This is a genomic window from Exiguobacterium sp. s183, from assembly GCF_018617655.1.
GTDB classification, from domain to species: domain Bacteria; phylum Bacillota; class Bacilli; order Exiguobacteriales; family Exiguobacteriaceae; genus Exiguobacterium; species Exiguobacterium aestuarii_A.
Window position 1 is genome coordinate 283,182 of the sequence record NZ_JACSKN010000003.1, and the last position, 24,747, is coordinate 307,928.

A 24,747-nucleotide genomic window follows, 5' to 3' on the forward strand; every position below is an offset into this window, starting at 1 on the left:
TTGTACAGTCTTCATTGTACACGAACCTTCTCCTGATTGGTCAAGCGAACGCTTACTAAAAAAAATGAGCCATCCTTCAAGGATGACTCATTTCATTATACTGGTGTCGTCTCTGCCTCTTGGACAGCATATTCATAGCTAGGAATTTCAACGATGAAGGTCGACCCTTCGTGTTGAATCGATTCCACATGAATTTGACCGTTATGGCCACGGACGATTTCTTGACAGATCGGTAACCCAAGACCCGTTCCGCCGATTTCGCGGCTATCGGAGTTATCGACGCGATAGAACTTATCGAATAATCGATCGAGCGCGTCGCTCGGAATTCCAATCCCTTCGTCCTTCACTTTGATCGATACGATATGCTCATGATGGGCAAGCTCCACCGTAATCTTTCCACCACGTGGAGAATACTTCACGGCATTCGACAATAGATTACTCATCAGCTGCTTGAACTTCTGGCAGTCAACGAACAACTCATAAGGACGAGCATCATCCGCAATCAATTCGAATTCGTGCTTCAAGGAAGACGCTTCATAAAACGTCAACATATCACGGACGACCGGTTCGATATCAAGTTGTTCCCGGTCGTACATTTGACTACCGGATTCCATCCGCTGCACATCGAGGAAGTCGTTGACGAGGTGCGTCAGACGTTCTGTCTCTGCATGGATTGTCTCTAAATATTTTGCTTGTTTCTCATTTGGTAACTGTTTCTTCACCATCAATTCTGTAAATCCATAGATGGATGAGAGCGGTGTTCGCAATTCATGAGAAATCGTAGAGATGAATTCACTCTTCAATCTTTCAGCCTCTGTCTCACTCGTAATATCCCGGAAGACGAGAAGCGTCCCCTTCGATAGACCGCCGACGATAATCCGCTCCGCATACATCTGCAAGTTCATCTCACCTTTACGAATCGAGAAGCTGACACTTTCATGCGGGAAATCATCAGTGAACAAACGATTCGTATATTTCATAAAGTCTTCGGCCTGATCAACCGTCTCAACAAGCTGGTTTCGCCACTCTTCCCATGACTCTTCTTCAAGGTCTGTCATACTGACATCACTTAATTCTGGGAACATCTCGTAGAGTGGTCGGTTCACAAACACATCATCGGTCGCATGTTCAATATAGACGACCGCTTCCCGAATCGAGTCAAGAATGCGTTCCGTCTTTCCTTTCTCCCGTTTCATCTCTTCGAATAGACGCATCCGTAAGAGCGAGAGTGAAAGCTGACGAGCGAACGACATGATGTCACCCATCTGCGTCTGTGTGAAACGATCTTTATAACGGACCAGATAGATGAACGCGATGATTGAATCATCCGTCGGGTCATGGACCGGCACCGCCGTCTCGAACATATAGTACGGGTACGGAAGAGGGTGGTCACTTGCGACTTGTTTCGATGAATGCACCGTCGTCTTCAACGTCATCGCTCGCGTCAATACAGAATTCTCACTATCGAGCAATTGACGTGACAACGTGTCATTCAAACCATGGCTCGTCACGCGGTACGTACCCGATTCATCGACGAAAACGAGGGCACCGACTTCCGAATCCGTAATCGTAACGAGTTTCTCGATAATCTCTGGATAAGCCGTAAGCGAATCACGTGACGCTAACGTCTCCGTCAATTCGTTTCGGTACGCGAGATGTTGTTCGTTTTGTTGTGTCTGTTCGAGAATCTCTTCAAGCTCTTGCTGCTGGGCCTGAAGTTCTTCTTGTTGAGCAATCAATTCTTCTTGTTGCGCTTGAAGTTCATGGTTCTTTTCAATCAAATGACGTTCATTGTCGCGAAGTGTCTCGGCCATCTTATGGAACGAGCGAGACATCGTCCCGATTTCGTCTTCACGCTTCATTTGATCACTCAAGTCGACGATTTCACCTTTCAACAAACGGTTCGATGCAATCGAGAGTTTTGAAATTAAGCGTGTTTGACGACGAAGGAACGGTTGAACGAATAACAAGATCAATGCGGCAAATGAGGCGATGCTCATAATCCACAAGAATTGAAGAATGTTATTGTTTTGGCGCCATTCCGCGTAGACGTTTTCTTTTTCAGAAGCCATCAACTGACGGTAGTTTTCAAGAGACGACTCCACTTCATCAATCGGCCCTAAAATATCGATGCCACGCTCCGGATTAAATTGGACGAGACCTTGATCAATCAATCGTTGCGCCGTCGGTAACTCGGCAATCGTTTCGGCATCGATAAACGTTTCCGTAATCTCACCATCTAATTGTGCCTGCGCATATTCATACGTCACCGGAATGATGACGTCATAGTAGAAGTCATGGAACTGTTGCAAATCTTCTGCGAATAATTCACCTTGGCGAGTTTGTACCTGTGTTTTAAACCAGTTAATTTCTTGTTGGAACTTTGCTTCGTTCGCACTTGAACGTTCTAGCGACGCCGTATCACCAAACAAAAGATACCCGCGCGTGTCATATTGATCGGCTTGCCATTCATCCCAAAGCGTCGTCAAACGATCGACGCGTTCGTCTACTTGACGTAAACGAGCCTCATTCGCCTCGAGTCGATTCTCGATATACACATATGTCAGAACCGATCCAACCAACGCAATGGCGAGGAATGAATAGAGGACGACCATGATGTCTCGCCCAAGTTTTTGTTTAAACCACCTTTTCACTTCACGATGCCTCCTATGATTTTAACGAGTTCAAGTGGGCTGAACGGTTTTGAAATGAAGTAGTCGACCCCAATCTCATTCGCGCAATCACGGTCAGATTGTTGGCTTTTCGCTGTCAACATCATCACTTTCGTATCTTGTCGCCCTGGTAACTTCCGTACTTTTTCAATGACCTCAAGCCCTGTCATCCCAGGCATCATATGGTCCACAATCACCAAATCATATTCGTTCTCTTCAATCAATCGATAGGCCTCTACGCCATCTTGTGCCTCATCGATATCGTATCCTTCGTCTTCTAATGTATCCATCACAAGCATGCGTAGTACTTCTTCGTCTTCCGCAAGTAAGATTTTAACCATAATCGTTCCTCCATTTTTTATCCCATTTTTTTATTTTAACGGATTTGTAATTGTTACACAAAATAAAAAGACGTACGAAACTCATCTTCGTACGTCTTTTGCCTAATCAATAGCGCGCAAAACCTGTATTCTTCTTATACAACTTCTTTTTCAGCGAACTGACTATTATATAAATCTTCATAAAATCCACCTGCTTCGAGCAGTGATTCGTGTGTGCCTTGTTCGATGACGCGACCTTGGTCCATCACTAAGATGAGATCCGCATCCTTGATGGTCGATAAACGGTGTGCAATGACAAAACTCGTTCGCCCATTCATCAACCGCTTCATCGCCTGTTGAATCAAAATCTCGGTGCGCGTATCCACACTCGATGTCGCCTCGTCCAAAATCATAATCGGCGGATTTGCGAGAACCGCTCGCGCAATCGTCAGTAATTGCTTTTGACCTTGTGAGATATTATTCGCTTCTTCATTCAAGACGGTGTCATATCCGTCTGGCAACGTCCGGATGAACGAGTCCGCATGCGCCGTCTTCGCCGCGTTGACAATTTCATCTTCTGTCGCACCGGTTTTCCCGTAAGCGATGTTGTCACGGATTGTCCCATTAAACAACCACGTATCCTGTAAGACCATCCCGAACGTATGACGTAAATCTTGTCTCGACATTTTACGCGAGTCTTTCCCATCAATCAAAATCTCTCCATCGTTCAATTCATAGAAACGCATGAGAAGGTTGATTAATGTTGTTTTCCCGGCACCGGTCGGACCGACGATGGCTACCGTTTGTCCCGTCTTCACGTCGAGATTCATATCTTGAATGAGTAGATTCTCTCCATATCCAAAATCGACGTGACGGAATGCGACATTCCCTTCAGCTCGCTCCAATCGATAAGTCGTTACTTCTTTCACTTCTTCCTCTTCGTCTAACAACTCGAATACCCGTTCCGCTGCAGCGACCGTCGACTGGACGATGTTTGCGATGTTCGCTGTTTGCGTAATCGGCTGGGTGAACTGTCGCGTGTACGTGATAAACGCTTGAATGTCCCCGATGGAGATGCTTCGTTGCGTGACTAAAATCCCACCGACGACACTGATCAACACGTAACTAATGTTCCCGATGAACATCGTCATCGGCATGATGATCCCTGATATAAATTGCGCCTTGCGTCCGGCATCGTAAAGTTCTTCATTCACCTCATCAAACTCCCGGACGGCTGTCTCTTCACGACCGAACGCTTTGACGACCGCATGCCCGGTATACATTTCTTCCACGTGACCGTTTAAACGTCCGAGATGACGCTGTTGATCGGAAAAATATTGTTGTGATCGCTTTAGAATCGGGCGAATCGCAAAGATTGTGAGAGGTAAAGACACGAGAGAGATGACCGTCAACAGTGGACTGATGGACAGCATCATAATCAAGATTCCGACAATCGTGACGATTGAGGTAATGAATGACGTCACACTTTGTTGAAGCGTGCTCCCAATCAAATCGATGTCGTTCGTCACTCGGCTCAACGTCTCTCCATTCGAACGACCATCGTAATATTTGAGCGGAAGTCGTTCCAATTTTTTATTGACGTCTTCCCGCAAATCATAGACGGTCTTTTGCGCAACGCCTGACATTAAATACTGTTGCACGTAGTTAAATAGACTGCTGATGACGTAAAGTCCTGCGAGTAACGACAAGATTTGTCCGATTCTCGTGAAATCAATCTCTGCACCTGGTACACCGGTGAATTTCGCATAGGCGCCTTCAAAGAGTTCCGTGATGGCAATTCCCATGATCTTTGGACCGGCAATCATAAAGACCGTACTTAGAATCGCTGCGACGAAGACCGCGATCAGTGTGTTTCGCCGCGGTTTCAAATAGGCGAGTAGTCGACGGAACGTGACTTTGAACTCCTTAGGCTTCTCGCCCATCATCATCATGTTCCCACCGCCAGGACCTCCTGGACCACCGTGCCCGCCATGAGTTTGTCGCGCTGTCGTTTGTTTCTCACTCATGCGATTTCCTCCTCAGACAATTGCGACTTCACGATTTCTTGATAGACCGCATTCGTCGCAAACAATTCCTCATGTGTACCAATCCCGGCCACACTTCCTTCTTCTAGTACGATAATCCGATCGGCATCCATGATCGTACTCACCCGTTGCGCGACAATCAATACGGTCGCATCCTTTGTCTCTTCTTTTAAAGCCTTGCGTAACGCGGCATCCGTCTTAAAATCGAGTGCCGAGAAACTGTCATCGAATACATATAAATCTGGTTTTCGAACGAGCGCCCGCGCGATGGAGAGACGTTGTTTTTGTCCACCCGATACGTTCGACCCGCCTTGCTCAATCACAGATTCATATCGATCTGACATCTTCTCGATAAAGTCGCTCGCCTGTGCAATCGACGCGGCATGTTCGACTTCTTCGGTCGTCGCATCGGCTTTCCCGTATCGAATATTCTCAGCGATTGTACCGGTGAACAGCAACGCCTTTTGCGGAACGAATCCGATTTTTGAACGGAGCTCTTCTTGCGATACGGCTTGAACATCGACTCCGTTCACGCGAATTTCTCCAGACGTCACATCATAAAATCGTGGAATCAGATTGACGAGTGTCGACTTACCAGACCCGGTTCCACCAATCACCGCCGTGACTTCTCCTGGGTTTGCTGAAAAACTGACATGTGATAATGCCGGCTCTTCGGCACCTGGATAAAAGAACGTGACATCGTCAAATACGAGTGTCCCTTGCTCCATGTCGGCCGTCTTCGTGCCGTCATCGACGAGTGAAGGCGTCATCTCGAGAACTTCATTGATACGGTTCGCTGATACGGACGCTCGCGGAATCATGATGAACATGACAGAAGCCATGACGAGCGCGAACATGATTTGCATGACATATTGAATGAACGCCATCAAATCCCCGATTTGCATCGCCCCGTTATCGATTCGGATGCCTCCGAACCAGATGACGCCGACGACGGTCAAGTTCATGACGAGCATCATGGCCGGCATGAGGAACGCCATGATTTGGTTGACTTTAATCGAGACGTCCGTCAATCGTTCATTCGCCTCTGTCAAACGAACTTGCTCTTCTTTTTCACGATTAAAGGCCCGAATGACACGAATACCCGTCAAATTTTCTCGTAGGACGAGATTCAATCGGTCCAATCGTTTTTGTACTTTCTTAAAGAGCGGCATCGCCTTCCAGAAAATGAGGAAAATTGAGATGACGAGAACAGGCATGGCGGCAACGATGACAAGTGACAACGTTGCATCTTTTGACGTCGCCATGATCAAACCACCGACGAACATGATCGGTGCACTGACGACCATCCGAAGCATCATGATGATGACTTGCTGGACTTGCGTGATGTCGTTCGTCGTCCGCGTGATGAGCGAGGCTGTGCCGACACGATCGAACTCTTCCAGCGAGAAACGCTCGACATGGTTAAACACACGTCTTCGTAAGTCACGTCCGAATCCCATCGCCGCTTTCGATGAATAAAAACTTGCCACGACCGCTGCAAGCGCCCCGAGTCCGGTCACACCGAGCATGATGCCACCCATTTGCCAAATATAGCCCGTGTCTCCTGTCACGACCCCGTTATCGATGATATCCGCCATTAATGTCGGTAAGAATAAATCTGCTAACGACTGGGCGAATACAAATAACAAGACCATAAGGACGGCCCATTTATAAGTAATCAAACGTTTTAACAACTTAATCATGACGACATCCTCCTTCACAATCGATGAATCCTTCGTTCAACCCATCTGCAATGTGTTGATGCGCTTCAATCATATGGCGATACGTCTCTTCATCTAAACGAGCGAGGATTTGATTCAACTGTCGTTCGGTTCCTTCCTCCTGCTGTTCAATCTCCTCAATCAATCGCTTGCCGGATTGATCGATTGTCAATACCACTTCGCGTCGATTGTCCGGGTTGATGTCTCGACGAATGAGCCCTCTTTCCACAAGTCCATCCAATGATTGACTCAACGTACTCTTCGGCATCCTTGTGCGCCGAACCAACTCTTTTTGAGTGATTGCCCCTTGTTCATTCAACATCATCAGTCCGTGAAGCTGTGGCAAGGTAAGGTCATTTTGTTGGGCCGTCTGATGCATGAGACGAATCAACACACGTTGGACGCGCCAAAACGATTGCATCATTTCCCGCGCTCTTGTTGCGCTCATTTCAGTCATGTTTCTTCACTCCTTTTATCGTTCCGTTTCGGATTGTTCTATATGGAACAATTACTTATATAAAATAAATTACTCCTCCTCAACTCACTTGTCAATGATTTAGAATGTGAAGATGCACATAACAAAAAGAGCGATGTCATGTAGCTGACATCGCTCAACGTGTAGCCTTTATGAAGTTGTCACCGTGACGATTTCCTGTAAATCAAGTGAGTAAATGAGCGTCTGTTCGACGCGAATCTCCCAAATCGTCTCAATGGCCTCTCGGTACAGCTGCAACTGAATCGCGTATCGCTCACGGAGCCGCTCGTGTGCGTCTTCACGAGATTCGGACAAATGAACAACGGCATCTGATTTATAATCCAACAGGACATACGATGTTCCGTCGAAATACAGACAGTCGATAATCCCTTGAATCAAGACGTCCTCATCCGTAAACTGTCCATCCGGGTTAACTCGTTCAGCCGGAACGGTATAGGTGAACGGAAGCTCTCGCCACGCCGTGCCGCGCTCAAGCGCGTCGGCGAGCGCTTGCCCGACGTCGGTCTGGAAAAATGCTTCGACGTCAGGAATGGCAAGACGCGCCGTCTCAGCCTCGACCGGGCTCAGCATACCGTGTCTCTCCCATTGATCGATTTGATCGACAATCGGTTGGTTCGGATCAGCCATTTGGAAAATCAAATGTAACGTGGTCCCCCGTTCGGCACCGGTCTGTTTCACTTGACGCCATTTCGGCTCCCGATAAGGTGTATCGATTGGACGAACCGGGTCTTCGAAGGCGGCTTGTTCCAGTTGCATCGCCCGTTTTAATTCCGTCACCGTCTGTTTCGCCGCTGTGCGTACAGCATCCTGAGCTGGATAGCTATAAGTTAACGCTTTGTGGACGGCACGAATCGTCTCATCCTCATTTTGAATAGGAAAATCAATCGCTTCAAATCGTTGCACATGGTGGAGTTGTGCCATCATTTCTTGAAGTGTCGCAATCTCTGCAAGATCGTCTTCTCCAATCAAACGATACGTCCACGAAGTCGATTCATAAAATGAGGCGGGTACCGTGAAACCGAACGACTCGATAAATGTCGTGGCACTTGGCAAACGTAAGAGTGCTGGCGCAATCCAATCCAAGTACGTTTTCGCCTCTCGTCTCGCCTCACTTGCTAACAGTTCCCCAGATTGCCCGACCTGTAGCCATTGCTGGAGCTGCTTGGCTGAATCTCCAACCGTACCGACGAGAATGAGTTTCTCTTTTGCCCGTGTCAATGCGACATAGAGGACACGCATCTCTTCGGCTTTCATCGTTGCGTCCAAATCTCGTCGGATCATTTCTTTCACGAATGTTTCCGATTTCGTACGTGTCACGACATCAATCGCATCGAGTGAAATTCCATATTGCTTATGGAAAATGACGCGCTGTTTCTGGTCGAGTGTATTGAACTGTTTTCCGAGCTGGGCGACAATCGTCACCGGGAACTCAAGACCTTTTGACTTATGCACAGTCATGATGCGAACAACGTTCTCCTCATCACCGAGAGAACGCGCCTCGGATAAATCTTCTCCTGTATCTTGTAAACGGTCCATGACACGTAAGAAGCGATACAGTCCACGATAGCCGCTTCGCTCGTAAGAGAGGGCGCGGTCATAGAGCGCTTTTAAGTTTTCCTGTCGTCCTTTCCCACCAGGCAATCCACCCGAGAAGTCATAAAACCCAGTATCGTTAAACAGCTGTTGAATCAGTTCAGATAAGCTATGATTGCGTGCATACGTACGCCAGTGGGAAAGACGATCGAGAAAATCTCCACACTTCACGCCAAGCTCGTCATCGTCATCCGCTTTTGCTTTCAAAGCTTCAAAGAAAGAATCTTCGGACTCGAGTCGGATTCGTGCCAATTCCCCATCATCGAATCGGAACATCGGGGAACGGAGCGCACCGGCGAGCGGGATGTCCTGTAGGGGATTATCAATTACTTTCAAGAGAGCAAGAATCATTCGAATCTCTGTCGCTTGAAAATAGCCGCCATCTGAATCCGTATAAGCCGGAATGTTGTACTGTGTCAAAATGTCCATCAACTGTTCAACCCGCCCTTTTTTCGAACGGACGAGAATCACGATGTCCCGGTACTCACAGTTTCTTAGTTGACCCGTCACTTCATCCGTCACTTTGAACGGTTCTTCCCCAGATACTAATTCTAGGATTCGAGTTGCAATCGCTCGTCCTTCGACTTCCTGTTTCGATAATTCGCGACTTGTCCCGTCGACTATCATGAATTCAGGATTCGCTGGAATCGGTTCATATTCACGACCCGGCACGAGTTGAGCGGCCTCATCATAAGCGATTTCTCCGACCTCTTCGTCCATGAGCTGGACGAACAAGTCATTGATTCCGTGAAGCACCTCTGCCCGACTGCGGAAGTTTTGAGAGAGATCAATTCGTTTTCCCGTGTCCGCCTGTTTGAAGCGCGTCGCCTTATCGATGAAGAGACCCGGTTCCGCATGACGGAACCGATAAATCGACTGCTTGATGTCTCCAACCATGAACAGGTTCCCAATCTCTTCCCGTTCATTTGCGACCAGGTTGATAATCGTTTCTTGAATTTCGTTCGTATCTTGATATTCATCGACTAGTACCTCGACGAAACGTTCCTTGTATAGAGCGGCGACATCAGACGGTCCATCCTCCTGCCGTAAAATGGCGAGCGCATAATGTTCCAAGTCGCTAAAGTCGACGAAGGCTCGGTCACGTTTCGCTTGCTCATACGCTGTTCCGAACGCACGGACCGTTCGGACGAGCGTCTTGACGAGAGGTTGTTGCATCGAGACGCTCTCTAATAGATCCGCCCCACTGACACGTGCCCGTTCAGCAGCTGCCGTCAACTTCTTCTTCGCTTGATCGTACGCCGGTTTGAGCACCTCATGATAAATTTGATGCTCCTCTTTTTTAGGGACGGCTTTCATCGTTCCAAACTTCATCGCACGTGCAGCCGTTTCAAGTTCACTCCAGACAATTTCTTCCCCTTCTAACTGTTCAAACGGGAAAATCGCCTGACGAATGTTTTCCGACTGCGGTTCATAGCCTGCAACCCGAAGTTCCGCCTCGAGCTTCCGAAGATCACGCACCGCTTTCTCAATGTCCTGCCACAGCATGTGACCGAACTCGATGAGGATGGCTTCATGATCCGGGTCATCGCCGAACGAATACATCGAAATGAGTTTGTCCAAATAGGCATCAGGGTCTGGGAGTGTACGAGCATAATGATAAAGACCAAGAATAAGGTCTTCGATTTCGCTATCGCCACGGTCTGACGTATAGGCATCGACAAGGGCGAAGAAATCCGTATCCTGCTTTCCGTACTCCTCTTCAAGCACCTCTTCTAACACATCATCTTGTAAGAGCACGAGGTCACGTTCTTCCGCAATCTTGAATGCCGGGTCTAAGTCTAACAAATAGTAATTCTCACGAATCACTTCTAAGCAAAAGGAATGGATGGTTGTAATGAGAGCCCGGTTCAACATTTGTCGTTGTTTTCGGACGTACTCATTCGTCGGGTCGTCGCGTAACGCCTCTTCGAGCGCCTTTGCGATGCGTCGCTTCATTTCTGCAGCTGCCGCGTTCGTAAACGTGACGACGAGCATACGGTCTGCCGTCAACGCATCCGCTTCGTCCAGCAATCGGCTAGACAACCGTTCAACGAGAACTGCTGTCTTTCCTGAACCGGCCGCAGCCGAGACAAGTACGTGACTTCCCCTCGCTTCAATTGCGGCGAATTGATCATTCGTCCATTTCACGGTCATCCCCTCCTAACTCCTGAAATACATCTTCTTTCTCTAACTTTTTCAATTTGCGTGGTTCATTCGCGAGCGCCTCGTCAAAATGGCAGACACTCTGGTACGGACACGTCTGACACGGGCGGCGCTCTTTATATTCGTAAGGTTCTACGTCAATTTTTCCTTCATACATCTCTTCGGCACTCGATTTGACGACGTCAAACGCATGGTCCATCAATTGTTCGAGTTGAGGTGGTGTGACAATCTTCTTCAGTGTATTCGAATCAGGTGTGCCATCTTTTTTATATTTGACCGGGATGACGATTGATTTTTTCGAAGATCCTTTCGCAGAGCGGTCCATCATCTCCAAAATTTCCGGATCGTCGACCAACAACCCCTGCATCTGATACGACTCCAATACTTTCTGTCGCGTCTCTTCCTCAGAACCTGCCGGTGGGACGAGTGGGCGATGAACGTGGAAATACAGTGCCGCAGCCGGCGCCACGTTCTCTTTCGTCCATACCTCTGCCTGTTCAATCAGTACTTTCAAGTAGATGAGCATCTGCATGGCAAGACCATAGTAAATTTCCGCGAAGTCGACTTCACGTTTGCTCGACTTATAATCGACGATACGAACGTACAGCTGATCGTGGACCATCGCCGTGTCGACACGGTCGATGCGACCGATGAGTTCACACGTGGCCCCATTCGATAATGTGAATGAGACAGGCGGGAACTGTCCACTCCCGAACGCGAGTTCAAACGCTTTCGGGTCAAATCCGTCCCGCTTCGACTGTTCAATCAATACTTCTGCCGTTTTGCTGACGACGTCCGTCAATTTTTTCTTTAAATAGGCGTAACGATTTGAACTCATCAGAATGGCGTGTTGAATTTCAGGCGTCACGAGTTCTACTGCTTGTTCCGCTAAGTTCACACATTCATCAGGTGCTACATCTCGCCATTCTTTTCCGTCCATCTTCACCGTTTGTGACATATGTTCAATCGTTCGGTGATACAAGTTTCCGATATCCGGTGCCTCGAGTCGATACAATCGGCGTTCCTTCAGGCGCAAGCCATAACTCGCAAAATGTTTGAACGGACATGCTTGGAACGTCTCAAGTCGCGAGACACTCGCCCGAATCGACGGTGTATAAAGAGATTTAGCCACATCGTCGTCTAGTGATTTCGGGATATTTTGATAGAACAGGGCGCTCGTCAACAACTGCAAACGTTCACGACCATCCGGATGTTTTAACAGTTCGTTATAGACGGCGAACCACATATCTTGAATCGGATAATGACGACTCAATCGTTGCAGTTCAAGAGCCGTGACCGCTGCCGTCTGGTTCACGTTCGTCAAAAAGGCGAATTGGTCACGTGGTCGGTGCTCTCCTGCTTCAGCAAAGTGTGTCTTAATGATGTTTTTATGGAGACGCACCTTCAAATCAGCGATGAAACGTGCCGGTTGAACCGCCTTACCGGTCCTGTCGACGAGGGCGTAGCTAATATAGAGACGCTCACTCGGTGCCGTCACTGCTTTATATAAGTAATACGTTTCATCATCGAACAAGTGCTCGGTCGCTTTCCCGGCACGCAGTCCGTTCTCATGCATGAAGTCCAAGTCGTGATCGGTCAACAGTTTGGATTGTGTCGTGACGAGAGGGATTTGGTCTTCATTTGCCCCGAGCAAGAACACCACTTTCTTATCAATCAATCGACCACGGACATAGTCCGTCACCGTCAACTGATCGAGTGAAGGTGGAATGAGCGCATAACGTAGACTATCTAGCCCAGTGTCCATCATCTGAAGAAACAGTTCCGTCGACAACTTCTCTTCCGGAGCTGCCGCTTCCAATTGTTCGAGTAGATGTAAGACCGCGTCCCACACTTGGGTATGCTCACGCGCTTCGAGCAACTGCGCTTCTTCAATCGCCTCGTCACGCCAATGGGTCAGACAGTCGGATACACCAATCCGCTCCAAAAAGGCATACATGGCATGCGTATAGGCTTGCATCGTCTTCGCCTGCTTCAAATCCGCTAACAACGGATCGAACGTTTCGATGACGCGTTCCCGGTATCGATTCAACTCCACTTCGACGTCTAGCTCTTCACTCGTCAGTCGCGCTTCTTCACCTGTACGACGACGCAATTGCCATGCATCGTGCCAATGATAGTGTTTGATTCCGCGCTCAATGACGAACGCTTCGAGACGGTCAACGGACGTGCGTCGATGTGTCGGGTCGAGGACGACGAGTTCCGTCTTCAATGCCCGGAAGACCGCCTCCTCCCGATAGCTACGCAAGGCGATGTCGATGGTTGCTTTCAACAATTCGACGAGCGGATGGTCAAGCATCGGTTGCCGTTCATCTAGGAAGTAAGGGAGCCCCATTTTTTGTAACGCCTGCGATGCCAAATCGCCATACTCTTCGAGTGAACGCGAAATGAGCGCGATATCTCGGTAACGATATCCTTCTTCACGGGTGAGTCGGATGACTTCTCGAACGGCCGCTTCCACCTCGACAGTCCGGTCGACGGCAGCATGTAAATCGACGCGGTTCTCTGCCCCTGTATACGGCTCTGCCGTCATCTGGTCAAACGTCGCCTCTAAATAGCGAAGGCTTGGATGCGTATAGCGATAGATGGTGTCATACGGTTTGTCGACCGATGGAAGTTGCCGTTCCGACAAGAGTTCCTTGAAGCGCATGAGCGTCCGTTGCGTCGGTCCAAACAATGGGTCAGGACGATACATCGATGAAGGATCTAGCGTCAGCAACACATCGACGTCGACTTTTTCCGCAAGACCGACAAGGACGGCTAATTCCTGCTCCGAGAACTCATTAAATCCGTCTACGTAAACACGGACTCCCGTCAAATCCGTCTCGGGCAACAGTTGCAACAGGACGTTGAAGTAATCTTCCGCATGTAGTGACTTCCCTTCTGTCATCTTTAAAAATCCTTCATAGATGATGGAGAGGTCCTGTAACTTCAAGGCACGATGTTGCGCTTGTTCACTCAACCGCAACAGATGTTCGGGTTCGACAAGTCCTCGCTTCAACATCGAAATCAATTGGTTCAACTCTTCATAAAATCCGAACTGGTTCATCGTTCGACGGAACAAGGTCAATCGTTCCTCGCTCATCTCGACGACTCTCCGCAACAACAGATGTGTCCCCGTCTGATCTAAAAATTGGTCGGTCGCCACTCCCGCATCCCGCATCATCAAAAATGCAAGACGGCGCATCGACAGCACTTGGATTCTTGTCGAGCCGCGTAGGCCGTCCACTGTCGCCATCTTTTTCTCCATTTCAAACGACATTTGGTCCGGCACGATCATATAAATCGTTGGTCCGCTCGGGTTTTGTTTCAGTTCTTGAATAACCTGTTCGATCATCCGTTCACTTTTCCCCGTTCCCGATCGACCAACGTGAAAGGTTACTGTCATTTTAGCGAACACTCCTTCCCTTTTTTCTTTCATTATGAACCATCCGCTCTTATTTGTAGAGGGAAACCTCCTCTTTACCCTAGTCAAAAAAGTCACAGCTTGCATCATTCCCATTTTTGCTCGAAATCGATTAGACTGAACGTATGAGGGGGAATGAATGTGAGTGCCTATGAACAATTTGGAGGCGAAAGCGGCGTTCAACAACTCGTTGACGCGTTTTATGACCTCGTCTATGCCGATCCGATTCTACTTCCGCTGTTTCCGGAAGACAAAGAACGGGTGAAGCAACACCAATTCGAATTTTTAACCCAATTGCTCGGTGGTCCGAAGTTGTATTCGGAACGTCGCGGTGGTGGGAATTTAGCGATGATTCATCATGAACATCCGATTTCTGAGACCCATGCCGGGCATTGGCTCGGATGCATGGAGCAAGCGCTCAAGACAGTCGATGCGCCAGAATCGATCAAACGTCAGCTCTTCCAGCGACTGATCATGTCCTCTTCGAATGTCGTCCGGGTTTGCTCACATCATTTTGAGTAGTCACAACTATAAAAAGTGGGTATGATAGGAAAGTAAGTAAAGGAGGTCGTTTCACATGACAGAAGAAGAAAAAAAAGAAGTCGTCTCATCTGAAGAAGAGGGGACAGAAGAAAAAGAAGAAACGGTAGTCCTCGCCGACGCGCTTGATGAAGCTAACGAAGCTGCTGAAGCAGAAGAAGATGAGGACGATGATGAGGATCAACCGGAAGAGAAGAACATGGATCACATCAAAGGCGTCTTCAACTACGATCATGAAAATGGTCGTGAGTACCGTGTCGTCTTTTACAACGATCGCAAAAACTTAGTGTTCCGTGAACTTGGAAACGGCAAAGTCGAATTTGTCGGACGCTTCACGGACGATGCATACGACGAAGAAAATGAGGCAGAAATGCGTGAACTCGGGCAACGTGAACTCGAGCGCATCCTCGCTGAACGCTTCAAATAAAAAAATCGCCGAATTTTTCGGCGATTTTTTTATTAGTTCTTCTTATTTCGTTTCTTTTTACGGAGTGCATATGCGACACCAGCAATCCCACCGACAACGGCAAGTCCGGCGACAACCGGAACGAGCACACGTTTTGTCGGAATCATCTCTTTCACACGCTCATACGGTGTTGGTGTCGAGAACTCTAACTGTACGGCTGTATCGCCATGTCCATGCGCCCGTGCCTTACGTGACGCATCCGTGACGACGACACGTCCCGTCGTCCAACGACGATTGCCGTATTCGTCTACATATGGACGACGTACACGTTTCACGTCGCGTACCATCTTCCCACGCGCACGGTCTGGTCGAACGACACGCTCACTCGACCAAGAACGGCTCCCCGTCACACTGTATGCGGGTCGTACTTTACGGCGATTAAGCCAAGTATATGAATCGTTCATCTTCAATTCCCTCCCATACTGTTCAAAACCTCTCTTCTAATTATACCCATACAACATCACCCAAAACATGTGACAAATGGTTCAAAAAAAGATGTGACACCATACGGCATCACATCTTCAAGCTGAATCATTCTGTAAACGGTTTGTCCTTGTGACGGCGTTTCGCCAAAATCAGGTAGTATGCCGGGACAAGCACGAGAGTCAACACAGTCGAGAATAGAATACCCGATACAATTCCAATCGCAAGCGGTTTGAAGAGCGGGTCTTCTCCAAGTGCAACCGGTAGGAGGGCAACGACTGCAGTAAGTGCTGTCAAGAGAATCGGACGAATCCGAGCACGTCCGGCTTCGTACACGGCGGTCGTGACCGGTAAGCCTTCACGAATGCGCTGTTCGATAAACTCGAACAGGACGACTGCGTTCCGGACGACGATTCCCGCAAGCGATACCATCCCCATCGATGCCATGAAACTGAACGGCGTCTGTGTCACGAACAACCCGACGACCGCTCCAGCGATTGCGAGATAAATCGTGAACAATACGAGAAGTGGTAATGACAATGAGTTGAACTGGAACGCGATGATCAAGTAAATCAAGAACAAGACGACGACGAACAATGTCGCAAGCTCTAAGAAGAACTCATTCTGCGTATCACTCGCCCCGGACTGGTCGAACGTGATTCCTTCATCTTCTAACCCAGACTTCGCGTCATCCAATACTTGCTCGACATCTTGCTTGAACGCATCTTCATCCATGCCCTCACTCGCATAAATTTGGAGTGTGACCGAACGTTCTCCATTCTCGCGAGGAATCTGTTGAATTTGCTCCGTTGTCGTTTCTGTCACGAACGTGCTAAGCGGTGCAACCGGTGGACCGGCTTCCGTTTCGACCGGGATTAAAATGTCATCAAGCGCAAGTGCCTCACGGTTTGCTTCCGCATCGATGACAATCTTCACGTCACGCTGTTCCACTCCGTCATCGAACGTGCCGATTGGAATCCCGTCTGTGACGAGTCGGATTTGATCACTGATGGCTTTCGCTGTGACACCCGCTTGGGCCATCTCCTCACGATTTAGTTCGTACGTGAGCGTTTGGAACGGCTCTTTGATGTTATCGAGGACGATGGCGCCATCGATTTCTTCTAAGTCGGCCTTCACTTGGTCACGTGCAGCGACGAGCTGATCAATCGTTTCGCTACGCATCGTGAACTCGACAGGTGCCGATGCCGGTGGTCCTTGTTGTTGCGTATCTAAGAAGATTTCTGCATCAGGATATGCCTCACGCAACTCATTCGTGTATTTATCAATCAACTCGATGGCATCGATTGATTCATTATCGACACGAACAACGACTTGCCCTGTGTTTTCACCGGACTGATCGAGTCCACCCGTGAATAGACCAGGAAGTCCACTACCTGCAAAGATCGATGTTTCAACGACCCCTTCTTCTTCTTGGAACCTTGCTTCGATTTCTTCAAGACGTGCTTCTGTCTCTTCTAAATCCGTCTGTACAGGCAAGGTCACACTTGTCACGACTTCCGGACGGTTCGCCGCCGGAAAGAACTCAAACGGCGTGAGAAGAATCAATCCATACAGCGCTGTCGTGATGACGAAACCGACAATCCCGAACGTCCAAGGACGTTTCGCGACACTCGGTAACAGACGATCGGCATAGAAGTTACTGAGACGATTGAGCGGTCCGCCGAGCCAACCCGGTTCACGCTTCGATACTTTCACTTCTTTTCGGTTCAAGCGATATTGCGCAATCGGGACTAGCGTCAAACTGATGACCATCGAGGCCAAAACAGAGAGCGCGAGCACCGTCGGCAAGGCACGGATGAAGTTTCCGTTCGCTCCAGATAGCAACGTGAGCGGAAGGAAGGCGAAGACGACAGCGAGTGTCGACGTGACAATCGAGCCCCATACTTCTTTCGTTCCCCGCACTGCTCCGAGCATCGCGGAATCACCACTACGGTACCGTCGTAAAATATTGTCGTTGACGACGATCGCGTCATCAACCAAAATCCCCAAGGCGATGATTGCTCCAATAATCGAGATTTGGTTCAAGTCGACCCCGGTGAATTGTAACGGGATCAACGCAATCAAGAATGACAATGGAATTGCCAAACTGACGATGATTGACCCAGAGAACGTGAGACCAATCGTTGTCACGGCGATGACGGCGATGATCGCGATAATGAATTCACGCGTCAGCGACGAGAAGATTGCATCGACAGCCTTCGCCTGTTCATAATACGGAACAAGCTCAAAACCGTCCAAATCTCCAAGGCCGTCTTCCACTACCTCGTTGACACGGTCTTGCATCGTTGGGATATCCAAACCTGACTCAATCGGTACAGTGATGGAAACGGCTGGTTTTCCGTCTAATGAAACGAGGTCCGTCTCACTTTTCGCCGTCTCTTCAACCGTTCCGACATCTTCTAACAAAACTGGCTCTCCATTGAACGAACCGACAATGACTTGCTCCATGTCGTTCACATTCGTCAAGTTATCGATCGCCAGTTGATAGATGCCTTCATCGGTCGATTGGCGACCGAGTGGTGTCGTCTTATACTCTTCGTTAATTGCTGTCAACACGTCAGGGAAGGCGAGCTGCCGTGCACTGAGTTCTTCGGAGTCAAGTGAGACGACATACTCTTGCTCCGGTAGACCTTTGACGGTGACCCCTGTCACACCATCTGTTCGCAGAAGGTTCGATTCTAATTCCTCGATGTCTGCACGAACATCCTCGAATGATTCACGATCATCCGCTGTCAACAAGTATGAGGCGACCGGTAATTGACCGAGCGAGTCATTGACTGTCGGTGCGAGTGCGTTTTCTGGTAGCTTTGGTGTTGCGTCAGACAAAGCTTGGCGTACGTTCGCCTGAAACTCTGCCTGGTCAGTCCCATCTGCATACTCGACCGTAATGTTTGAGAACTCTGAAGCCGAAATCGACGTCACGTTCTCCACTCCTTCTAGACTACGTAGTTCTTCTTCTAACACGCCAGTCACACTACGTTCAACCGTTTCGGCAGTCGCACCAGGATATGGTGTTTGAACGAGTACGATGTTGATTCCCGTTTCAGGAATCTCACGTTTAGGGAGCTGGAAGAACGTCAGCACACCTACGACGATTGCGACGAGAAGAAACACGATGACCAGTTTCCCTCGCTCAATCATTTTTTCAAAAAACATATAAACCCCTCACTTTCGGAAGATGTGCAAATACACATATGATATCTCTTCTTCATCATAGAGGGGTTTCGTATTGAATTCAATCCTTAAGCGTGTTGCAATGTGCTGTCATGGAAACGTTTTTGAAATGCGTATGATAATTCGATTGACCGTTGTTTTTGCCTTGCCACCGTATGGTCGGATACGTGAACCTTGACCGATTCACCTGTCAAAAACTGAATGAGTGTCTGATTTCCGTCTTTTTTGATGGCTGTCACGTGCTGAAAATTGATCCACGCACAGTCTGGGCTCTCCTTTGCAATCGTCGGAAAGAAGACCGCGTCAGCGTGCCAATCCATCACAACAGGTGTTTTCCGATGTGGACCTAGGACGTGACGCGCAGCTTCGATTCTACCTTGAATGCTCGATCCATAGTACAAACATGCATGTTCTAATAGGTCGATGGGTGACCCTTTCACTCGCGTCACGCCTTCCGGTTGATACACGAGCGTCTCCGCTTCGCCAAACTCGTTAAATACAGGAATTAAAGCTCTCGTTTCATTGGTCAATCTACTCATCTTTTCATCCCCCATAACGTATGTAATGACTTACATGTCATTCATACCAGGATTCTGCACGCCCCGCAAATCGACTTTTTGACATTTCCCATAAAAAAACCAGCCGTTTCTTGGCTGGTTTTCAAAATCAAGCGTTAGATTTTAAAGCATGGTTCGGTTTGAGTCGCGGAAAATAAAATCTCACCGCAGTTCCGTCTCCTGTATTTCGAAGGGACACTTCTCCTGTGTGAAGTGTCACAATTCGTTGGACGATAAATAATCCGAGCCCGAACTTCCCTTGTTTCCCACGAGAGAACTGATGGAATAAATCAAGGCTCTCGTCAACGGGTGGTCCATCATTAAAGATGATGATTTCCACGCCAGACTCGTCTCGGTTTAAGTCAATTCGAATACATGTTTCCGCATAACGAAGCGCATTGTCGAGAACGTTCTCAAACGCGACCCGGATCTGTTCCCCATCCCCGAGCATCTCTCCACCTTCACCGTTAATTTCCCAATCAAGCCGCCCTCTCAGTTTAAAGCGCGCCACAAGGAGTTCCATCAACTTATCCAGATTGATCGGTTCAAGTTTCATCTCTTGTCCTTTGAAATATTCGAGCTTCGTCACATACAGCAAGTCGACAACTTTCTTTTCAAGTCGAGATGCCTCTTCGTCAATAACTTCAGAAGACCCCTTCAAGTCTCCCGTCGGATAGATCCCGTCCCCGATCGACTGGGCATATCCACGGATGACCATAATTGGCGTCTTCAAATCATGTGAGATGTTTTGGAGTAACGCTTGTTGAGCGAGATCCTGTTCCTTCAATTCTTTGCGCATCGCATCGATTGAATGGGCCAATTGTCCAAGTTCATCTTGTCGATCTAGCGGAAGAGCCGTCTCCCATTGGCGATTCGAAATTTTCTCGACCGCACGTTCCATCTCGACAATCGGTTTCGTCAACTGGCGAGACATGAGCAGTGCCGGGATGAGCGACAAGAGACTGATGACACCAATCAGAATTGAAATGCGCAAATACAACGTCGAGACTAATTCACGACGGTACGCATCCCAAGCGTAGGATGCTTGATAGACGATCGTACCATCGTATTCATTTTGACGAATGATGTAATAGACGTCTTCCCCGTCAATCGTCGTCTGATATCGCTCGACTTGACCACTTTGATTCAATGCTTCCTGATACATGCGGTTCGTCAATTCGAGTGGTGCCGATCCGTAGATGATTCGTCCGTTCGGAAGAAAAATCAATTGGTTGACCGAACGCGACTCTTGCTGACGTCGGTCATACTCGATTGGATTTTGCGGATAATTCTCCAACTCATTCGTATTGCCCAAATAATAGTCTACATCTCGTAACGTCTCATATACTTGTTCATCGATGAACTGGGTGATAGAAGAGCGGACCGTAATCAAAATCATGAGCGCGAGGGTCACGATGATGAGAAGGATGAGTACCCATATCTTCCACATGAGACGCTTCGGCTTGATGGCGTTCATCATGGTCTGACGAGACGGTAGCCGATACCGTAAAGCGTTTCGAGCTCGAGACGGTGCAATTTCTTACGAACGCGGCGCACCAAATCATCGACGACTCGGTCCGAACCGAAATAATCGTTCCCCCAAACTCCTTCAAGAATCTGTTCACGCGATAAAGCCGAACCCGGATGTTCGAGGAAGAGAAGGAGTAAGTCGAATTCTTTCGAAGTCAAATCAATCTCTTCATCCCCGTGTTTGATGAGTCGTTTGTCCGGATAGATTGTATACTCTCCGTACTCGATATGTTCATTCGACTTCGATCCGTAGACACGATCAATCAGTTTTTTGACGCGAATGACAAGTTCTCTCGGGAGGAAAGGTTTCGCAATGTAGTCATCCGATCCCATCTCAAGACCAATGATTTTGTCGATGTCCTCGTCTCGGGCTGAAATGAAGATGGTCGGTGTATTGGCATTGACGGCCTTAATTTGTTTCAGCAATTGAAAACCATCCAAGTCCGGCAGCATGATGTCGAGCACCCATAAGTCTGGCTGATCCGGGATCGCTTCTTGCGCGGATGTCCCGTCCGCGAATGAGCGAACGTTGTATCCTTCCTGTTCTAGATACGTGACGAGCATTTTATTCAAGTTTGCTTCATCGTCGACTAAGTAGATTGTATACATTCAAGTCACCTCAACACGTTTTTTCTCATCATATCAAACAATTGTCGTGAAATGATGGGAAAGGTTTAGAGTCAAAAAAAGAAGGCAACGAAATCGCACCTTCTTCAACGTACTGAATTTGTTCGTAGCTGTTGCGCCAAAAACGCTGTGCCCCCACTAATCAACGCCAACACTCCACTGATCATGATGATTTCCATGATGTCCGCCTCCTGTTGATACCGATTCTCATTATCAACTTAAATATAGCACACATCCTATTTGTTGAATACAACAAAAAAAGTCCCGATTTTACTCGGGACCCTTCGTCATTATGCCTTTACGTCGTATCCTTGCTCTTCGACTGCTTCGACCATCGCCTCGCGTGAGACAGAATCTTCGTGAATCACGTCGACCCGATGCTCTTGGAGTGATACGGTTGCTGATTCGACACCGTTCAATTCATTCAATGCTCCCTCAACGGCAGCTTTGCAGTGATTACATGTCATGCCTTCTACTGTCAATGTTGTTTCTTTCATGATGATGATCCTCCTTGTGTTTTTAATCGTAATGCGTTCAAGACGACAGACACCGAACTGAACGCCATCGCCGCACCGGCAATCCATGGGGCAAGTAACCCCGCTGCAGCGACCGGTATGCCAAGACTGTTATAAGCGAGCGCCCAGAACAAGTTTTGACGAATGTTTTTCATCGTCAAACGGCTCATATTCATCGCCCGGCTCACACCTTCAATGTCATGCCCTACAATTGTAACATCTGCCGCCTCGAGTGCGACATCTGTACCGCTCCCAAAAGCAATCCCGACGTCTGCGACCGCAAGGGCAGGAGCATCGTTCATACCGTCCCCCACCATGGCGACACGCCCTGATTGCTTCAAGCGTTCGATTTGGTCCGCCTTCTCGACCGGAAGGACTTCGGCAATGACATGATGATGCGGAAGGCCAAGTTCGTCGGCAATCGCATAGGCGACTTCTTTTCGGTCACCCGTCAAGACATACACGTCACGTGTTTGGCTAAGTGCTTGCACGACATCACGGCTTTTCGGTTTCAATTGATCCTGTAGTCCGAACGCCGCGACAATCCCGCTCTCATCTGCGACATAGACCGGGGTCATCGCCCGCATCGACCAATCTGGCAAATTGTACCCGAGCTCTTCCATCATCCGAACAGACCCGATGATGAGTTCTTTCCCATCAACGACCGCTTTGACACCACGACCCGCCAGCTCTTCCACTTTCGTCACGATACCATCACCGTGTTCTCGACCGATTGCTGCCGCCAAAGGATGTGTTGATTGCCGTTCTGCCATGACAGCACGGCGGAGCGCCGCTTCATCTCCGAACGTTTCTATCACTTCCGGTGTCCCGTTCGTCAATGTTCCTGTTTTGTCAAAAACGACGATGTTTGCTTCATTGAGTGATTCGAGTTGCCCGCCACCTTTGAACAATACACCTTGCTCTGCCGCTCTTCCCGTTCCGACCATGATCGATGTCGGTGTTGCCAAACCGAGCGCACACGGACAAGCGATGACAAGTACTGCGATCGATGCGCGAATGGCCGTATCGATATCATTTAAAAGAAACGCCCAGACAGCGAACGTGACGGCACTTATGGCTACGACAATCGGCACGAACACGCCAGAGATACGGTCGGCCTGCCGTTGAATCGGCGCCTTATCTGTTTGTGCCTGCTCGACGACACGTACGATTTGAGCGAGCATTGTCTCTTTCCCGACTCGTTCTGCCCGCATAAGGATCCGGTGGGACTGGTTGATCGTACCGCCGACGACTTCAGCATCGACCGTTTTCTCGGCAGGAATCGATTCACCGGTCAACATCGATTCATCGATGACCGTCTCTCCTTCGATGATGCGTCCGTCCACCGGAATCTTCTCTCCTGGACGCACAACGAGAACGTCACCTACTTTGACGAGCTCAACGGCGACAGACCGTTCTTCTCCGTCAACAAAGAGGATTGCCTCTTTCGCCTGAAGCGATAAGAGTGATTTTAACGCATCGGTCGTCTTCTCTTTCGCTCGTCCTTCTAACCATTTCCCGAGCAGGACGAGCGTGATGAGGACGGCACTCGTTTCGAAGTAAAGATGCGGATTCATCGGATGTACAATCATTTCAAAAATAGAGTAAAAGTATGCGGCCGACGTTCCCGTCGCGACGAGCACATCCATGTTCGCCGAACCGCTCTTTAAGCTCTTATAGGCCCCTTGATAAAACTGTGCGCCAATCCAAAACTGCACGGGCGTCGCAAGAGCGAGTTGCCACCATGGGTTCATCAGCCACGGTGCATGAAATCCAAGTCCTGGTATATGCGTCAACATGACGAGGAGTAAAGGTGCCGACAACAAGGCAGAGATGATGACTTTCCGCTGTAATGGACGTAAGTCATGCGGTGGCGCCATCTCCACTTTCGGTTCGGCTCCATATCCGATTTTTTCGATACGGGCAATCAGCTCTTCTTCTGTAATGCCTTCCTCGACACGAATCGTTGCTGTCTCGAGCGGAAGGTTGACCGTCGCTTCCACTCCGTCCATTTTGTTCAACACTTTCTCAATTCGGGCCGAACAAGCCGCACAGGTCATTCCTTGTATGGATAACTCAACGGTTTTCATGAAATCCCTCCTTATTTTTTGATGCGGCTGACAATCGTCATCAATTCATCAATGTAAGGTTCCATGTTTTCCGTCTCACTTGCGTGAACCAAACACTTGCGCATATGACGCTCTAACAGTTGCATCTCGACTTGCTTCAGCGCGGCCTGAATGGCTGACGTCTGTGTCAAAATATCGACACAGTATCGGTCGTTCTCGACCATCTTTTGAATTCCCCTGACTTGTCCTTCGATTCGTTTTAGACGCTTTCCGAGTGCCTCCCGCTCAGCATCATCACGCGGAACGAGTGGTTGTTCATGCAAAAATTCATCCATGTTGATCACCTCACCACCAATATACCCCTACCCCGTAATAGTGTCAAATAAAATGA

17 protein-coding genes are annotated in these 24,747 nt (G+C 48.6%); 2 read left to right on the forward strand and 15 right to left on the reverse strand.

Features of this window, described 5'->3' with window-relative positions; all coding sequences use genetic code 11:
• Positions 1–95 precede the first annotated feature (95 nt).
• The 7 genes from KNP62_RS09780 to addB form a co-directional block, all read right to left on the reverse strand.
• On the reverse strand, positions 96–2,654 hold the full coding sequence (locus KNP62_RS09780; protein WP_214785386.1) for a sensor histidine kinase: 2,559 nt from the start codon (positions 2,652–2,654) through the stop codon (positions 96–98).
• Positions 2,651–3,013, reverse strand: a complete 363-nt coding sequence (locus KNP62_RS09785; RefSeq protein ID WP_074032651.1) for a response regulator — start codon at positions 3,011–3,013, stop codon at positions 2,651–2,653. Before KNP62_RS09785 ends, KNP62_RS09780 begins: the two co-directional genes overlap by 4 nt.
• A gap of 134 nt (positions 3,014–3,147) precedes the next feature.
• On the reverse strand, positions 3,148–5,019 hold the full coding sequence (locus tag KNP62_RS09790) for an ABC transporter ATP-binding protein (protein WP_285800615.1): 1,872 nt from the start codon (positions 5,017–5,019) through the stop codon (positions 3,148–3,150).
• The gene (locus tag KNP62_RS09795) at positions 5,016–6,740 is read right to left on the reverse strand and encodes an ABC transporter ATP-binding protein (RefSeq protein ID WP_214785387.1); all 1,725 of its coding nucleotides are present in this window, start codon (positions 6,738–6,740) and stop codon (positions 5,016–5,018) included. Before KNP62_RS09795 ends, KNP62_RS09790 begins: the two co-directional genes overlap by 4 nt.
• Positions 6,733–7,215 carry a MarR family winged helix-turn-helix transcriptional regulator gene (locus KNP62_RS09800; protein WP_214785388.1) on the reverse strand — a complete coding sequence of 161 codons (483 nt, stop codon included), beginning with the start codon at positions 7,213–7,215 and terminating at the stop codon, positions 6,733–6,735. Before KNP62_RS09800 ends, KNP62_RS09795 begins: the two co-directional genes overlap by 8 nt.
• A gap of 168 nt (positions 7,216–7,383) precedes the next feature.
• The gene (addA, locus tag KNP62_RS09805; protein ID WP_214785389.1) at positions 7,384–11,001 is read right to left on the reverse strand and encodes a helicase-exonuclease AddAB subunit AddA; all 3,618 of its coding nucleotides are present in this window, start codon (positions 10,999–11,001) and stop codon (positions 7,384–7,386) included.
• The gene (gene addB / locus KNP62_RS09810) at positions 10,979–14,416 is read right to left on the reverse strand and encodes a helicase-exonuclease AddAB subunit AddB (RefSeq protein WP_214785390.1); all 3,438 of its coding nucleotides are present in this window, start codon (positions 14,414–14,416) and stop codon (positions 10,979–10,981) included. The genes addA and addB overlap by 23 nt, the downstream gene beginning before the upstream one ends.
• 153 nt (positions 14,417–14,569) lie before the next feature.
• On the opposite strand from addB, the gene KNP62_RS09815 reads away from it, so the two are divergent.
• Positions 14,570–14,956, forward strand: a complete 387-nt coding sequence (locus KNP62_RS09815) for a truncated hemoglobin (RefSeq protein WP_251125659.1) — start codon at positions 14,570–14,572, stop codon at positions 14,954–14,956.
• Between the two features lie 55 nt (positions 14,957–15,011).
• A complete protein-coding gene (locus KNP62_RS09820) occupies positions 15,012–15,401 on the forward strand; it encodes a hypothetical protein (protein WP_214785391.1) in 390 nt (129 codons plus the stop codon).
• Between the two features lie 32 nt (positions 15,402–15,433).
• On the opposite strand, the gene KNP62_RS09825 is transcribed toward KNP62_RS09820, so the two are convergent.
• The 8 genes from KNP62_RS09825 to KNP62_RS09860 form a co-directional block, all read right to left on the reverse strand.
• Complete coding sequence (locus KNP62_RS09825; RefSeq protein ID WP_015880958.1) at positions 15,434–15,844, reverse strand: hypothetical protein; 411 nt, start codon at positions 15,842–15,844, stop codon at positions 15,434–15,436.
• Positions 15,845–15,971: 127 nt separating this feature from the next.
• Positions 15,972–19,040, reverse strand: coding sequence for an efflux RND transporter permease subunit (locus tag KNP62_RS09830; RefSeq protein ID WP_214785392.1), 3,069 nt, complete (start codon positions 19,038–19,040; stop codon positions 15,972–15,974).
• A gap of 86 nt (positions 19,041–19,126) precedes the next feature.
• On the reverse strand, positions 19,127–19,597 hold the full coding sequence (locus tag KNP62_RS09835; protein ID WP_214785393.1) for a competence protein ComK: 471 nt from the start codon (positions 19,595–19,597) through the stop codon (positions 19,127–19,129).
• A 127-nt stretch (positions 19,598–19,724) separates the two neighbouring features.
• Positions 19,725–21,092, reverse strand: coding sequence for a sensor histidine kinase (locus KNP62_RS09840; protein ID WP_251125660.1), 1,368 nt, complete (start codon positions 21,090–21,092; stop codon positions 19,725–19,727).
• Complete coding sequence (locus KNP62_RS09845; RefSeq protein ID WP_015880954.1) at positions 21,092–21,754, reverse strand: response regulator transcription factor; 663 nt, start codon at positions 21,752–21,754, stop codon at positions 21,092–21,094. Before KNP62_RS09845 ends, KNP62_RS09840 begins: the two co-directional genes overlap by 1 nt.
• Positions 21,755–22,062: 308 nt before the next feature.
• A complete protein-coding gene (gene copZ, locus KNP62_RS09850; RefSeq protein ID WP_074032640.1) occupies positions 22,063–22,269 on the reverse strand; it encodes a copper chaperone CopZ in 207 nt (68 codons plus the stop codon).
• The gene (locus KNP62_RS09855; RefSeq protein ID WP_214785395.1) at positions 22,266–24,377 is read right to left on the reverse strand and encodes a heavy metal translocating P-type ATPase; all 2,112 of its coding nucleotides are present in this window, start codon (positions 24,375–24,377) and stop codon (positions 22,266–22,268) included. Before KNP62_RS09855 ends, copZ begins: the two co-directional genes overlap by 4 nt.
• Positions 24,378–24,388: 11 nt before the next feature.
• The gene (locus KNP62_RS09860) at positions 24,389–24,691 is read right to left on the reverse strand and encodes a metal-sensitive transcriptional regulator (protein WP_214696181.1); all 303 of its coding nucleotides are present in this window, start codon (positions 24,689–24,691) and stop codon (positions 24,389–24,391) included.
• Positions 24,692–24,747 lie beyond the last annotated feature (56 nt).

Excerpts from the sequence above, each read along its gene's own strand:
- KNP62_RS09785 (WP_074032651.1), bottom strand. The coding sequence starts at position 3,013 with ATGGTTAAAATCTTACTTGCGGAAGACGAAGAAGTACTACGCATGCTT.
- KNP62_RS09790 (WP_285800615.1), bottom strand. The coding sequence starts at position 5,019 with ATGAGTGAGAAACAAACGACAGCGCGACAAACTCATGGCGGGCACGGT.
- KNP62_RS09795 (WP_214785387.1), bottom strand. The coding sequence starts at position 6,740 with ATGATTAAGTTGTTAAAACGTTTGATTACTTATAAATGGGCCGTCCTT.
- KNP62_RS09800 (WP_214785388.1), bottom strand. The coding sequence starts at position 7,215 with ATGACTGAAATGAGCGCAACAAGAGCGCGGGAAATGATGCAATCGTTT.
- addA (WP_214785389.1), bottom strand. The coding sequence starts at position 11,001 with ATGACCGTGAAATGGACGAATGATCAATTCGCCGCAATTGAAGCGAGG.
- addB (WP_214785390.1), bottom strand. The coding sequence starts at position 14,416 with ATGACAGTAACCTTTCACGTTGGTCGATCGGGAACGGGGAAAAGTGAA.
- KNP62_RS09815 (WP_251125659.1), top strand. The coding sequence starts at position 14,570 with ATGAATGTGAGTGCCTATGAACAATTTGGAGGCGAAAGCGGCGTTCAA.
- KNP62_RS09820 (WP_214785391.1), top strand. The coding sequence starts at position 15,012 with ATGACAGAAGAAGAAAAAAAAGAAGTCGTCTCATCTGAAGAAGAGGGG.
- KNP62_RS09825 (WP_015880958.1), bottom strand. The coding sequence starts at position 15,844 with ATGAACGATTCATATACTTGGCTTAATCGCCGTAAAGTACGACCCGCA.
- KNP62_RS09830 (WP_214785392.1), bottom strand. The coding sequence starts at position 19,040 with ATGTTTTTTGAAAAAATGATTGAGCGAGGGAAACTGGTCATCGTGTTT.
- KNP62_RS09835 (WP_214785393.1), bottom strand. The coding sequence starts at position 19,597 with ATGAGTAGATTGACCAATGAAACGAGAGCTTTAATTCCTGTATTTAAC.
- KNP62_RS09840 (WP_251125660.1), bottom strand. The coding sequence starts at position 21,092 with ATGAACGCCATCAAGCCGAAGCGTCTCATGTGGAAGATATGGGTACTC.
- KNP62_RS09845 (WP_015880954.1), bottom strand. The coding sequence starts at position 21,754 with ATGTATACAATCTACTTAGTCGACGATGAAGCAAACTTGAATAAAATG.
- copZ (WP_074032640.1), bottom strand. The coding sequence starts at position 22,269 with ATGAAAGAAACAACATTGACAGTAGAAGGCATGACATGTAATCACTGC.
- KNP62_RS09855 (WP_214785395.1), bottom strand. The coding sequence starts at position 24,377 with ATGAAAACCGTTGAGTTATCCATACAAGGAATGACCTGTGCGGCTTGT.
- KNP62_RS09860 (WP_214696181.1), bottom strand. The coding sequence starts at position 24,691 with ATGGATGAATTTTTGCATGAACAACCACTCGTTCCGCGTGATGATGCT.